The 12,879-nt window shown below is 48.4% G+C and carries 16 protein-coding genes; 6 read left to right on the forward strand and 10 right to left on the reverse strand.

Translation table 11 applies throughout. The annotated features are described in order from the left end of the window. Positions 1-80 precede the first annotated feature (80 nt). From ABK01_RS05110 to ABK01_RS05135, 6 genes are all read right to left on the reverse strand, one after another. Positions 81-1,715, reverse strand: a complete 1,635-nt coding sequence (locus ABK01_RS05110) for a glycogen/starch synthase (RefSeq protein WP_253676467.1) — start codon at positions 1,713-1,715, stop codon at positions 81-83. A 67-nt stretch (positions 1,716-1,782) separates the two neighbouring features. After that, entirely contained in the window at positions 1,783-2,157 is a 375-nt protein-coding gene (locus ABK01_RS05115) for a chorismate mutase (RefSeq protein ID WP_212566364.1), read from the reverse strand. A 9-nt stretch (positions 2,158-2,166) separates the two neighbouring features. Then, entirely contained in the window at positions 2,167-2,520 is a 354-nt protein-coding gene (locus tag ABK01_RS05120) for a hypothetical protein (protein ID WP_212566365.1), read from the reverse strand. Between the two features lie 181 nt (positions 2,521-2,701). Then, on the reverse strand, positions 2,702-3,343 hold the full coding sequence (trmB, locus tag ABK01_RS05125; RefSeq protein ID WP_371922034.1) for a tRNA (guanosine(46)-N7)-methyltransferase TrmB: 642 nt from the start codon (positions 3,341-3,343) through the stop codon (positions 2,702-2,704). Between the two features lie 160 nt (positions 3,344-3,503). After that, a complete protein-coding gene (locus tag ABK01_RS05130; protein ID WP_212566366.1) occupies positions 3,504-4,439 on the reverse strand; it encodes an RsmB/NOP family class I SAM-dependent RNA methyltransferase in 936 nt (311 codons plus the stop codon). After that, the gene (locus tag ABK01_RS05135) at positions 4,436-5,179 is read right to left on the reverse strand and encodes an RluA family pseudouridine synthase (RefSeq protein ID WP_253676470.1); all 744 of its coding nucleotides are present in this window, start codon (positions 5,177-5,179) and stop codon (positions 4,436-4,438) included. The genes ABK01_RS05130 and ABK01_RS05135 overlap by 4 nt, the downstream gene beginning before the upstream one ends. A gap of 224 nt (positions 5,180-5,403) precedes the next feature. On the opposite strand from ABK01_RS05135, the gene ABK01_RS05140 reads away from it, so the two are divergent. Continuing rightward, positions 5,404-5,970 (forward strand): cyclic nucleotide-binding domain-containing protein, encoded by a 567-nt coding sequence (locus tag ABK01_RS05140; RefSeq protein ID WP_212566368.1) that lies wholly within the window; start codon positions 5,404-5,406, stop codon positions 5,968-5,970. Here ABK01_RS05140 and ABK01_RS05145 read toward each other — a convergent pair. Next, entirely contained in the window at positions 5,950-7,167 is a 1,218-nt protein-coding gene (locus ABK01_RS05145; RefSeq protein ID WP_212566369.1) for an acyl-CoA reductase, read from the reverse strand. The two genes, ABK01_RS05140 and ABK01_RS05145, sit on opposite strands and share 21 nt — an antisense overlap. Positions 7,168-7,436: 269 nt before the next feature. Here ABK01_RS05145 and ABK01_RS05150 point away from each other — a divergent pair, with 269 nt between their 5' ends. From ABK01_RS05150 to ABK01_RS05165, 4 genes are all read left to right on the forward strand, one after another. Continuing rightward, positions 7,437-8,039 (forward strand): MptD family putative ECF transporter S component, encoded by a 603-nt coding sequence (locus ABK01_RS05150; RefSeq protein ID WP_253676471.1) that lies wholly within the window; start codon positions 7,437-7,439, stop codon positions 8,037-8,039. Further along, entirely contained in the window at positions 8,040-8,771 is a 732-nt protein-coding gene (locus ABK01_RS05155) for an energy-coupling factor transporter transmembrane component T (RefSeq protein ID WP_253676472.1), read from the forward strand. Between the two features lie 141 nt (positions 8,772-8,912). Next, the gene (locus ABK01_RS05160) at positions 8,913-9,194 is read left to right on the forward strand and encodes a hypothetical protein (RefSeq protein ID WP_253676473.1); all 282 of its coding nucleotides are present in this window, start codon (positions 8,913-8,915) and stop codon (positions 9,192-9,194) included. A 22-nt stretch (positions 9,195-9,216) separates the two neighbouring features. After that, positions 9,217-9,474 carry a hypothetical protein gene (locus tag ABK01_RS05165; RefSeq protein WP_253676474.1) on the forward strand — a complete coding sequence of 86 codons (258 nt, stop codon included), beginning with the start codon at positions 9,217-9,219 and terminating at the stop codon, positions 9,472-9,474. Here ABK01_RS05165 and ABK01_RS05170 read toward each other — a convergent pair. The 3 genes from ABK01_RS05170 to ABK01_RS05180 form a co-directional block, all read right to left on the reverse strand. Further along, on the reverse strand, positions 9,437-11,050 hold the full coding sequence (locus ABK01_RS05170) for an ABC transporter ATP-binding protein (protein ID WP_253676475.1): 1,614 nt from the start codon (positions 11,048-11,050) through the stop codon (positions 9,437-9,439). The genes ABK01_RS05165 and ABK01_RS05170 overlap by 38 nt on opposite strands. Positions 11,051-11,111: 61 nt before the next feature. Beyond that, positions 11,112-11,849 carry an energy-coupling factor transporter transmembrane component T gene (locus tag ABK01_RS05175; protein ID WP_253676476.1) on the reverse strand — a complete coding sequence of 246 codons (738 nt, stop codon included), beginning with the start codon at positions 11,847-11,849 and terminating at the stop codon, positions 11,112-11,114. Positions 11,850-11,860: 11 nt separating this feature from the next. Further along, positions 11,861-12,445 carry an MptD family putative ECF transporter S component gene (locus tag ABK01_RS05180; RefSeq protein WP_253676477.1) on the reverse strand — a complete coding sequence of 195 codons (585 nt, stop codon included), beginning with the start codon at positions 12,443-12,445 and terminating at the stop codon, positions 11,861-11,863. Between the two features lie 50 nt (positions 12,446-12,495). Between ABK01_RS05180 and ABK01_RS05185 the strand changes: the two genes are divergently transcribed. Further along, complete coding sequence (locus tag ABK01_RS05185; RefSeq protein WP_253676479.1) at positions 12,496-12,720, forward strand: hypothetical protein; 225 nt, start codon at positions 12,496-12,498, stop codon at positions 12,718-12,720. Positions 12,721-12,879: the final 159 nt, after the last annotated feature.

Consider the following 12,879-nt stretch of genomic DNA (forward strand, 5'->3'; position numbering starts at 1 on the left):
CTCTCTTTGTATATCGGCATAAAATGGGATACTTTCAATCACCATGCCGCGCCGCTCCTTACGAATAACAAAGAAAAAAATTATTTGTGCGGAAAATAGAGTTTTAGGTATTGCTTGTCAAAAATATACTTCCATGAAAATTCCGTGTGAAGCGCTGTGTATGCGTATAAAATAATATCTTTAAAATACGGAATATCGGTGAGTTTTGCTTTGCTGCTTGCGAAAAAATATTCTGTTTGCTTTAGCACGGTCTCCGTCAATGTGCCGACATGTATTTCGGTGTTTTGTTCTTCGCCGTCAGGAAGTGTGTATAAAAAACCTGTTTTTCCGTTTATGATTTTTTGCAAGCCTCCTTGTGCGTTCGCAATCGGGATAGTACCGTAAACTTGAGCGATAAGATCTTCCAAGCCGCATGGTTCAAATAAGCTCGGTAAGACGATAAAGTCCGCTGCTGCAGTGATGAGCCTTGCCGCCTTTCGATTATATCCCTTGCAGTACACGAATTTCCCGGGCAGCGCGGCAGCGAGGGTCATTGCTTCGGTTTCAAGCTCGGGGTTTCCCTGTCCCATCACAATAAATCGTAGGTTAGGGGAGTGTTCCAGTATGCGGGGAATTGCTTTGAGTAACACATCTACCCCTTTTTGCCGAACTAACCGGCCGTGGTACATTATGTAGAGTGTCCGGTTCTGTTCCTGTGTGCTCATGCTGCCGTATTGCTGTATGCCATCATACAGTGGCGCTGTACAGGTCTGCGTCTGCAGTTTATCCAGTAAAAATGAACGGCATGCATATTTTCCTTCAAACTGCTCTTTTTGCACGTCGAATGCAAAGGGAAGCCCCGAACGCTCCGGTTCACAAGGGTTATAGGCTGCAAAATCGATTCCGTTGGTAATGCCGGTAATGTGAATATGCTTTTCGGCAAGGCTTTTTGAAAAAAGATACGAATATGGAGAATGCTCAGGTGAAATCAGCTGCTTTGCATACCACGGAGAAACCGTCGTTAAATCGGCAAAGGCGGAACCGACAAGAAACGGTTCGACGGTATAATCGACTCTGCCGTATTCCAATACTCTGTGAGGGAGATCGGTTAAATGTGCCGCATATTCAAACGAATAAAAGGTTTGACGGTAGCCGTCCCCTGCGTTATGAATGGTGATAAGTGTGCGGGTATGCCGAAACAGGCGTCTACCCATACAGCGGGCAGAGACAAACGCAGGTAGCAAAGCGGTGTGGGCATCGTGGCAATGCAGTATTTGCGGAGCGGTATGGCTGCGTAATCCGTAACAATAGACTGCTTTTTGGAATAATACATTCATTTCATGGCTGTCTATGTAACCGTCTCCTTTTTTAAGATCAGGTCGGTGCAGTTTTTCCCGAAAATAATCGAGTTCTTCGGCACAGTAGGTATAAATATCTTTTTTTTCCGTGAAAATACCGGAGTCGATAAAGATGAAACGGATATTTTTCCTAAAAAGTTCAAAATATTGCACTGAATGCAGGGTATCGCCGACACGGATGTTCACTTCTCCTGTACAGGTGTCGAAAGCTTCGATGTTGTTTCCATAACGGGGTAAAAATACCGTAACCGCGAAACCGTAATCGGCAGCTGCTTCAGCCAATGATTTTACAACGTTTTTTACTCCTCCGGCTTCTGCAAATCCGGCATATTCACGGCTCACAACCCATATCGATGTACTGTTTTTCTTGATGCTCATAAAACTGGAATGTCCTTAAAAGAAAGTAGTTGGAACTTCTAAAAACGATAATTTTCAGAAATATCCGCTACGCTGTGTGATTAAACAGATCCGGCCGGAGTTTTTCCGCCCCGCCCAAATAGATCGGTACGGCTTTCTTTTTTCCATAGTAATAAAAGAGAAAACGGATGATACCGTGAGGACTGCCGTCGATATTCGGTTCCGTACTGCAGAAAAGCACAGTCGCAGAAGCATAACCGGCGGAGCGCAATAAAGTTGCAGGATTTGCCGCAGTTATATCGGATGTAATCGAAAATTGGAGAGAAACGATGTCTTTTTCACGCAATCCGTTGACTTCCAAAAAGCGTGTATATGCAGTAACGACAGCAGTTTTGATTTGCTCCTGCGTATTTTGAGTACACACGGCAGCTCGTCCCGCGTATAGTTTTTTCCCAAAAATCATTGTATGTCCTTATGCCTCATTAAGACCGTTAGAGAGTAAAATGATAGCGGAAGCTGCAATTGCAATCGCCAGTCCGAATATACAGGCTATCCCGCTGATAATGCAACGTCCGGGGTAGTAGAGCTTCCGTAAATAAATACTGTAGTTGATTTCAAATAATAAAGCAAAAACGGCAACTAAGAATAGTAAAATACCGCCCGCGATAAGAAATTGCAGAATGATAATCTGACTGGAATCCAAAAAGTTTTGAATATTTCCTAAAATGAACAAAGCAAACAAGGCAAGTAGAACGGTAAAGAGGAAAAGTACGGTTCTATGCAAAAAGCGAATAGTCACTTGTTTTCGAATTGTCGGAGATGCCATCAATAACCGAGTATAACTTGTCCGATTGGAACATGCAAGGGCGTTATTCGTGCGGTTTAATACCCGCCGTTTCTTACCGCCATGGATGGCGGTGGTTCCACGCAGTAGCAATGGTGTGGCAAAGCTACACCATTGTAGTCAACACTATACACGGATGTATAGTGTTGACGAACGCTCTGCGTCAGGGTTGTTGATTGTAGGCGAGCCGGATGAACATCAGCTCGGTGATGGGGTGCGCTTTATTGAGGCCTTTTTGCTCGAATTTGGTTTTGGGGCGCCATGGTTGCGGAGGGGCGAATCCTTCGTATTTTGAGCGGATCCCTTCGGTGGCCGAAAGCTCAGCAAAGGCATCCTCCGCATAGTCGTACCAATCGGTTACCATATAAAGGTAGCCGGTTGCTTGCAGTTTTCGAGCGAGCAAGTCGGTTCTGGGGCGATGAAGCAGCCGCCGCTTATGGTGCTTTTTCTTTTGCCACGGGTCGGGAAAAAAGATATGGAACCCTGCGATTGAGGCATCGGGAATCATATTTTCCAGTACTTCGATAGCATCATGTTCGATAATGCGGATATTTTTAAGACCGCGCTGCTCAATTTCGTTTAGCAGCTTCCCGACCCCTGCTTGAAAAACCTCGATTCCGATATAGTTCATTTCGGGATGCTGCGCTGCGATTTCAGCTGTTGCAACCCCCATGCCGAATCCTATTTCGATGATAACAGGATGCTCATTCGCAAACAGTTCCGTAAAAGAAAGCTGGCGCGGTTCGTAGGGGATGCACCAGCGCGGCGCATATTCCGTATATGCTTTTTTTTGAGCTTCGGTAATGCGTCCCTTCCGCAGCACAAAGGTTCTGATGGGGCGTCCCTGTAGCAGCGTATCGGCTGCGTCGGTTTGTTCATTATGACCTGTTTGATCATTGTGGTTTATTTGCTCTGTTATCATGGTATCCTTCTTTGCTGTGCGAGGAGCTTTAAAGCTTCTGTTTTTAAAGCTCCTCGTGATTCACTTTTTCGATAAGCGAAAAATACAAGGGGCCTGCTCCTCCGCAGGTGTCGGGTAAAAACCGGCAGCCGAATAGCGTTTTCTCGCTGCGTATGGGTGAGGCGCTGTTTTTACCGGCGGTTTCGGTATGAGCCGCCGCCGGTTCTAACGACGCTGTAACGGTATGAATAGCTGACACGCTTCCATCAGCAGCTTTGGTATCGCCTATGGCCAATTCGGATGCGGTGCCGCTATGGACAGCGGCTTGGGTTCCGTATTTTTTTAGCAGCTTTTGTACAACGGCGTCGTTTTCCGCATCGGCAAGCGCGCATGTGGCGTACACTAAAAAGCCGCCGGGTTTCAGCAAAAGAAAGGCTGCCGAAAGGAGCGCCCATTGCCGTTGCGCAAGCATTTTAATCCGTGCAGGTGTCCAGCAGGCAAGGTATTTCGCATCGGTAATTACATGGCGCTCCGAAGAACAGGGTGCATCCAGCAAAATGCGGTCGTAATACGCTTGCCTGTAGCGGGGGAGAGTAGCGGCGTCATAGCCGGTAACTTCGACGCGGGTGCGGATGTCCGGCGGCAGGTGTTCGTCAACTACGGTGAGCAGCCGCGCTCGGCGCGCCCGTGAAAGCTCGTTTGCCTGCAACTGAGCTTTCTGCCCCATACCGGAGACAAGTACCAGCGTTTTACCGCCCGGAGCGGCGCACATATCCAAATAGCAGCCCGCATCGACCGGCGGAAGCGCTTGTGCCGCATAGATGCTCGCCTGATCGAGGTAGTATGGCTTTCCGCCACACACCGAAAACGCAACCGGCTGCGTCTCTTGCAGGAGCGCTTCCCGAAGCGCCGGCCAACGGTCGCCGAAAAGAACGCTATAGTACGCTTCAAACCCGGCTGCCCCGCTTACCTGCTTGGTTACCCTCTTTGCTCGCTTCACGGGCGCCGCTCCGTATCTGTAATACAGGCCGCTATGCAAGCCTTCCAGAGGGTGTCCTGCTGCATAGGCGGCGCTTCAACGGTAACGGTTTGGTGCGTAACCGGATGGATAAACGACAGCTTATAAGAATGTAGACGTATGCCGCCGCTCGGTTCACTGCGCCGCGCTCCGTATTTTAAGTCTCCCTTGATGGGATGCCCGGCGGCTGCCATCTGTACCCTAATCTGATGCGTGCGTCCTGTTTCCGGACTGATACGGATAAAGTCGTACCGCTCACCTTTTCCGCACAAAGTCCAATATAAAACGGCTTTTTTAAGTGTCGGCTTTTTATGCTTTTTAGGTTTTGTGATGCCGGCAGAAATTGTATTTGCATGAATTATCTCGATAGGAGCCGCGCCGACAAAGGCTTTTTGTGTTTTGGTATGAAAGCCGAGCCAATGCTCCAGCCGCTGCGGCTCCGATGCTGCTGCAGAATGAACCGGAGCCCGTTCGCATATTGCCCAATATTCTTTTTGCACTGAACCGGCTTCAAAAGCGCGGGAAAACAGCGTTTGTACCGGTGCAGAAAAAGCCAACAGCAGAAGCCCTGATACGGGGGTATCAAGCCGGTTGACCGGAGCGATAAACGGTTTATGCGGAAAAAGCCGAGTAAAAAAGGTTTGGGAGTTCTCGCCGCTTGCTTTATACACAACCGCACAATAATCATCTTCAAAATAAACACGGGTAGTTTCTTTACACATAATTCACAACAATAGAAACGCATTATAGTTGTTTTTCCCTGCCGAGACAATCACAGCAATTGTATCAGGGTGTTTTAATTTACAACTTACCTTTTAATTTAAAAAATCTATTTTTATCTTGATTTTATTAATATGCGCACGTATACTGTGTTGATCACGTATACTGTGTTAATGCGGAGATATCCCCAAAAGTGTCTGATGCGATTACCCTATGGAGTGAGAAGATGAATATTGTAGAAATTCCCCTGCCGCTGTTGCGGAATGAATTATCGGCCGTGTCCTTTTTATCCTGCATTGCCGAAGAAGAACTTGAGGCGCTTGCTCAGTTTTCTCAGCTTTGCGCATTTGACGAAGGTGAGGTGCTAATTGCCGAAGGTACGATAAATGCCAATTTTTATATCTTGATGAGCGGTTCTCTTGACGTGGTAAAACAAGGAAAATGGAACAAAGAGGTGCATGTCGCGACACTGAAAGATCATGCCTCGGTCGGCGAATCAGCTCTATTGGAGGATGAACTCAGCACCGCTACCGTCAGCGCTGCCGAAGATACCGTCGTGCTGATCCTTTCCCGCAGTCAGTTCAAAAAATATATTAACGCCTATCCCAAGGCGGGATTGGTAATGATGACGTATATCGTTTTCAGCCTGTTGCAAAAGCTGCGCAGCGCGAACGAAGAACTCGCCGACGAGCGCAGTATGGTATTTGCACAGGAATACTTAACCGCGATGGTCGATATGTTCCAAGAGGATGTAAAAGAAGAAAGCTTCGGCTTAAACGATGATCCGCGATAATTCCGCGATTAAATCTTTACCGTCCCAAATCGTATCCATTTCCATCGCCTGCCCCAACGCAACGATTCGGTCGATACCTGCCGCGCGGCGCTGCGCAAAAAATTGCGCCAGTTCTTCCCGCCGGTAACCTTCCGCGCAGAGCGTCTGCACCTTGAACGAAAGCAGCGGTAGCAATTCTTCTTTATTGCGGATTTCAGTTTCAAAGAAAAAGCCGAATGTTCCGCGTAGCGTCTCCGCTGCTTGGGCAGGCAGCGTTGTAAGACTGGCGACATATAAAAGGTTACCTGCATACTGTTTGACGGAAACTTTCTCCGGTAGCGTCATCGCGGAAAGGCACAGCTGCTCGTATTTCCGCGCCGCTTGATAGGCGCCGAATTGGTACGCTGCTTGAGCTTCCGCCGCAACCTTTTCCCACCAGCGAATACGGACTGCGGAGTCTCCTCCGTCGTTTTCCCACACGACAAGATGCGGGGCTGAACAGGCATTTTGATCCATTAGATAGGTATCGTTGTAAAACCGGTGCGCCCATACAGTAAGCGTTTCTTCATCCGCTTGGGAAAACGCGGCTTGACTGAACAGCGCAAACGACCAGCGATCGGGGAATACCAGTTCGACCGCATGGGGCGGCAGTGGAAGCGCACGTATGCGGCGTATTGTTTCGTCCCCGCCCCATACTATCCGCGCATCGCACGCGGACGTATACGCAGCCGTTACGGTATCATCCCGACCATAGCTGATAAACGATGTCCGCTGTTTTATAGCTTCAAACTCAGGGCGATCCAGCACTCGGCCGATACAGGCGCAGAGCATCATACTGATCTCGCCGCCCCGCTCCGACAGCCGAATGATATTTGCGTTCCCTGCGAGCAGCCCGATTGTATATGAATAGGCAAACATCGTCGGCACATTTGAAGGCGCAATATGGAACGCCAAGCCTCGGCCGAGACGCGGAAATGGTGAGGCATGGCGCTTGGCTAAGGCTTCAAGATGCGGCCTGCGGCACCAGAAGCCGAATGCGGCAATCTCCGGTATGGAATGCAGTTCCGATGCGCCGATTTCAGCCGATACCGCTGCAAGGAATGACATTGTCTCCGGTGAAAACACGAGATACGGTTCTCTTTCCGGCTGCAAAACGCCTGCCAACAACCTTACGGTACTTTGCCGCGGTATGGTAATTTCATCGCTTCTTATCTGCATGGTTGTATCATCCTTCACATGGTTAGTATGCCATAAAGTAGAAAGATGTTTCAATAGACGGTGTACATGCAGCTTATTGACACATAACACTGTTATATATTACCGTCATATTAATAAACCTGTTCGGAAACTCACCTTTCTGAACAGGTTACCTTGAAATGTGATGTTCTCGCATCGTGCTATTTGCGCGATGCGTGAACTCGTCGACCTATTCGAAAACGAAAGTTTCAGAATAGGTCTAAGTTCCAAACGTAAGGAGTTTAACTACAATGAGTTCAACGACACAATCCGATAAAAAAATGCGGACAAAGGATTTTATCTATGCAGGAGCATTCGGTGCGCTGTATATCGTGCTGATGCTGATTATCGTAATGGGTTCTTCCGCCATTTCTCCCGTGCTGTATTTTATGGCGCCGCTGACGGTGGGGCTGGTATGCGGTACGGTGTATATGCTGTGCGTGCTTAAAGTACATAAGTTCGGCGCTGCATTGATATCGGGCTTGTTTTTTACGCTGATCACTTGCATGCAAAGTTTGTATGCAGTGATTTTTTCACTGGCGGCGGCGCTTATAGCCGAGCTGATTTTGTTCTTAGGTAAGTATCAATCCCGCAAGATGTATCTGCTGTCATTTGTTTTTTTCAACCTCAATATGGCGGCTCCGACGCTAATGCTGCTCACCGATTACGATAAATTTATGATGCTTTCGGAAAAATACAGCGGCGCCGCTTATGCACAGTCGTTTGCAAACATGGCATTTCACGGAAAAATATGGTTCGCCATACTGGGCTGTGCTATTGTAGGGGGAATCGGCGGCGCACTTATCGCAAAAAATTTGGTTAAAAAGCATTTTGAAAAAGCCGGAGCCGTATAAATGGCGTTCGGGCTGTACGGAATCGGGAGCGGGCTTTTAAAGCTTGACCCGCGGACAAAGCTGCTTTTATTTTGTGCCGGTATCGCTGTCAGTACTTTTTCCTATAATGAATGTGCGTTGTGGATGTACTGCGCAGCGATGTGCGCACTGTTAGCCTTGTGCGGGGAAAAATGGTTTGCACTCAAATGCGGCGCCCTTATTGCTTGTATGGAATATCTGCGCTACCGCATCATCACCTCCGGCACAGGCGCTCCCGCGCTAACCGGAATTCTTGTCGCACTTATTATGATGTGCCGGTACGGCTTTCCCTTACTCCTTTCTCTCTCATTTTTAATTAAAACAACACGGATCAGTCAACTCATCGCGGCGCTGTCGGCTCTGCACGTTCCGCTCTTTGTTATCATCCCCCTCTCCGTCATGCTAAGGTTTATCCCGACAGTGCAGGAAGAATGGGACGGCGTGCGGAAGGCTATGGCATTTAGAGGCATATCCCTTGAACCGGGCGCGGTGATACGGGCGCCTTTTAAAACGATCGAATACATATTGATTCCACTCCTTTTCAGCTGTATCTCCGTTATGGATGAGCTTGCCTCCGCTTCCCTTGCACGCGGTCTTGACGCGGAACGGAAACGGACATCTTATGAAGCGGTAAAGATGCGCGTACCCGACTACGTCATTATGCTGCTGTTTGTAGGCATTGTGATCTATGCGGCTATCGGAGGGAGGAGCTGATGGAAAATGTGGTATGACTTTGATTGAACAGCGCACGTTTTATACTGCCGTATGGAGCTTGGATCGCCTTAATTGTTCAGATGAAATTTTCCGGCTTCGATTATTGGAACTCAACCGGCTTCTTTAATAGGGCATTTATTAATGTCCGATAGATCATCCGCTGTTTTATCATATTTAGAAACACTTTCTCATAATGAACTTATAGAATTACTCCATTCTTTTGCGATAACGTATGAAGATATTCGGCTTGCCCTTGAAGAAAAAGTCGCCGAAGAAAGCACAAAAAATAAAGACGCTGTCGCGGTTGAATACAACCTACAAATAATAGCCCAGACGATGCCGGAATCGGCAACAGCAGATGTCTATCATCCATCGCATGTACTTGTTACTCGGAACAGTACCGCACAGGAAAAGATCAATTGACAATCCTCGGCTCGATACGCTTATGCTTGCAATGCCGTTCAGCTGGAAGGGGACGCTTGCGCAATACTGCGGCCGATTGCACAGAAATTTTGCAGGAAAAGAAGAAGTACTGATTTATGATTACGTTGATTTCCGTGTTCCTGCTTTCGATAGAATGTACCGGAATCGACTTAAAGGCTATAAACAGCAAATACCGTTTAATGAGCAGCGTTTTAAGTTAAGCTTGCTGCTTACTCTCCCAGCTACCTTCCCTCAAAAAACGCCTTCATCTTCTCAATAACAGCCGCTGACCAGCCGCCACTCCATACTAACTTTCCGCCATCCATAAAAATGAGATAATTACAGCATGCAGCAATTAGCTCCGGATCGTGGCTGATGATGAACACGGTTTTGCCTGCACGGGCAAGGCGTGTGATATTTTCCGCAACTTCCAGCATGTGTGCGTAGTCGAGGCCGCTGGTCGGCTCGTCAAAAATGAGGAACTCCTTATCGGCAGCTATCGCGCTTGCGACGGCAAGACGCTGCTTTTGTCCGCCCGATAATGCCATCGGATGAACGTCCTGAAATTCCGAAAGATTCAGCGCTCTCAAAATGTCAAGCGCTTTTTGCCGAGCTTTTTGACGCGCCGCTTCGCCACTTCCTTCACCTGAATCCATACTCAACAAGACTTCTTCGATAACGCTTTCCGTAAAAAGTTGATGGTTAACATCCTGCATCACCATATAGGACTTTTTCAGCCGCGCCTTTGCCGTGTAGAATTTTCCGTTATCGTTCAATACCCCCTTCGCCCGTTTTTCAAGCCCGCAGATAACCCGCGCCAAAGTCGATTTTCCTGCGCCGTTAAACCCAAGCACACCCGTAACCGTACCGGAAGGAACCTTCAGCTCCGGTATATCGAGAACGTGCTTTTTCCCGTAAGAAAACGCAAGACCGGAAAACGTAACATACCGCTCGAATACCGGCGGCTTTTCGGCGGAAGCACATTCGGGTGCTGGAGAGCTTTCGACAGAGGCACAGTCAAATGCCGGAGACTTTTCGGCGGGGGCACATTCAAAGCTTCCTTCAAAGATTCCTCCGGTTTGACATACACGGATACATCCCGGAGTGTATTCCATCGCCTTTTGCGAACGCAATCCTTTCCGGTGCAGCGCTTCCGTGTCCACCTTCAGAAATTCCGCTATCGGAAAATCCTTGATAATCCGTCCGTTTTCCATATAGATCACGCGGTCGGCTATCTCCATCAGATAGTACAGGCGGTGCTCGGCAATAACGACCGTCTTTCCCTGCTCCTTCCATTTCCGTATTACCGCCTTCAAATTGGCAATGGAGCGGAGATCAAGATTGGAAGAAGGCTCATCCAAGACGAATATGGCAGGCTGCATGGCCGCCGCAGAAGCACACGCTATTTTTTGCTTTTCTCCGCCTGAAAGCGCAAACAGGTTTCTATCCAAAAGGTCAGCCATATCAAGGTCTCTGCTTACCTGCCCGATGCGGCGGTACATTTCTTCCCGCGGAACGCCGGTATTTTCGCAGCCGAAAGCGATTTCACTCGTGGAATCCAAACTGAAAAACTGAGAGCGCGGATTTTGAAACACCGACCCGACTTTTTGCGAAAGTTCATACAGCGTTACGGACGCCGAATCCTTCCCGTCGATAAGTACCTGTCCTTCCAGCGTTCCCGCATAATACGCCGGGACAAGCCCGTTAATCAGGCGGGTAATCGTCGTCTTACCGCAGCCCGATAGTCCGCATAGCAGCACCACCTGTCCCGCCGGGATTTGTAAGTCGATGCCGTACACTCCCGCGCTCCGCTCTGCGTTATGATAGGTAAAAGTTACATTTTTTAACTCAATCATCTTATCATCCTCTAATGGGCATCATTTTCCATATCATTGTCTAATCCGTGTAGTTCCTCAATCATCCCCCAATGCGTAACACCGTACAGACAAGCAGCGCAACAGCGATAACGGCAATGCTCGCATCGTATATACCAAAGTGCAGCTCAACAAGGCATGTCCGCTTTTTCAATCCCCCTAAGCCCCGCGTCAAAGCAGCCGCCGATAACTCTTCACCGATTTTCGCAATCGACATCATCAGCGGAATCAGCCGGTACTCCAGCATCATCGCAGGGTTCCGCCAAAACCGCGGCGTACCGAACCCGATCTCCCGCATCCGCATCGCACTGCCGATTGAACGGTTTTCTTCTCCCAACGTAGGAATAAACCGGAAGACAACGGATATGGGAATAATCAGCGCATCAGGCACATGCCACCGGCTCATCGCTGCGATAAACTCATTCGGTTTTGTCGATTCGATAATATAGTAGCCGAACATAAACACCGGAAAAAACCGGAAAATCAGCTCGCTTAAAAGCCCCCACAGCATCGCCGCAAGGTACGGAAGCGACCCCGCCATGTTCGACAGCTTGACCGCAGCCGCCAGCGCAAAAAGCCCTCCGTAAATCAGCGCCGGCCGGTATTGGCGGTTCAGAAAAAGCAGGCTAATGGGAATAAGCACAATCACCATATTCAGCATACTCTGCTCTTCCACAAAGAATATCAGCGTTGCAAGAAAAAACATAAACAGCACCTTGGTGCGGGGATCGATGTGTACCCCCTTCACCCGCGGCGGTCTATACGGCTCGTAATCGTCCATATATATAAAGCCTATACAATACCGGCTCTTTCAAAGTGCTTTTTCAGCATTCGCCTTCCAAGCAGCGCTCCGAGCAGCGAAGAGACAAACAGGATACCGATTGCCGCAAATCCCATCCACGGCGGCATAAACTTTTGCACCCCTTCAACATATTGATTCCCCATTGAACTGCGCACCTTTTCCATATACGTTGCAGCAAAAAGCCACATCGGCGCCTGACAGCTTATCATCGCGCAAGAAAAAAGCCAGTAGCCAAGCACACTCGCCTTAAAACTCTTGTATTTACCCGCTTTCAGTACCAGATCGGCAAGTGCGCCCATCACGCAATAGCCGATAATCGGAAGATACGTGTATCCCATCAGATACCAAAACAGGCCTAAAATAACACTCATAATAAAGACCATGCCGAACTTATCCGCCTTTGTCAAAAACAGCATAAACGGGATCCCCGTCGCAATCGGCACAATCACATATAAAAACGGATACAGCACCGGAATCGCGTTGATCATCCCGATCACAAAAAAAATAACCAAATACATCGCCGTATAGATTCCGACATTTATCAGATCCTTCGCCGACAACTTACTGCTTTGCATACGCAAACCTCCATTAAATTATTAAGCACCCTGATTTTTCAGAGTTCTTTGTGATAACATTGATAGCACACTTTGTTATCATTTGTTTTAAAAAAATAAATCGGCTCAAGCCGATCTTTGTATTCTTTTTTCTCTTTTGGGCGGCTTTTTGCGCCGTTAAAACAGCGCAAAAACCGGGCTTTGCGGGGTTCCGCCTCTCGGCTCCATTCCTCCGTTCGCTCACCGCTCACTTCGGAACGCGCTTTGCGCGCCCCTCCAATCCCTTCCGCTGTTGAAAAGCGTACCTCCGTGTACGCTTTTCAACGACGAGTTTCGGCAAGGCCGAAACATCGCTACTGCATGGAACCAGCGGCATCCGTGCCGCTATTGATTAACACCATGGACGTCCCTGTCCGTTCTGAATGTACGTCCATATACATGCTCATCGTCGAGTT

The organism is Treponema sp. OMZ 305 (assembly GCF_024181325.1).
Lineage (GTDB): Bacteria > Spirochaetota > Spirochaetia > Treponematales > Treponemataceae > Treponema.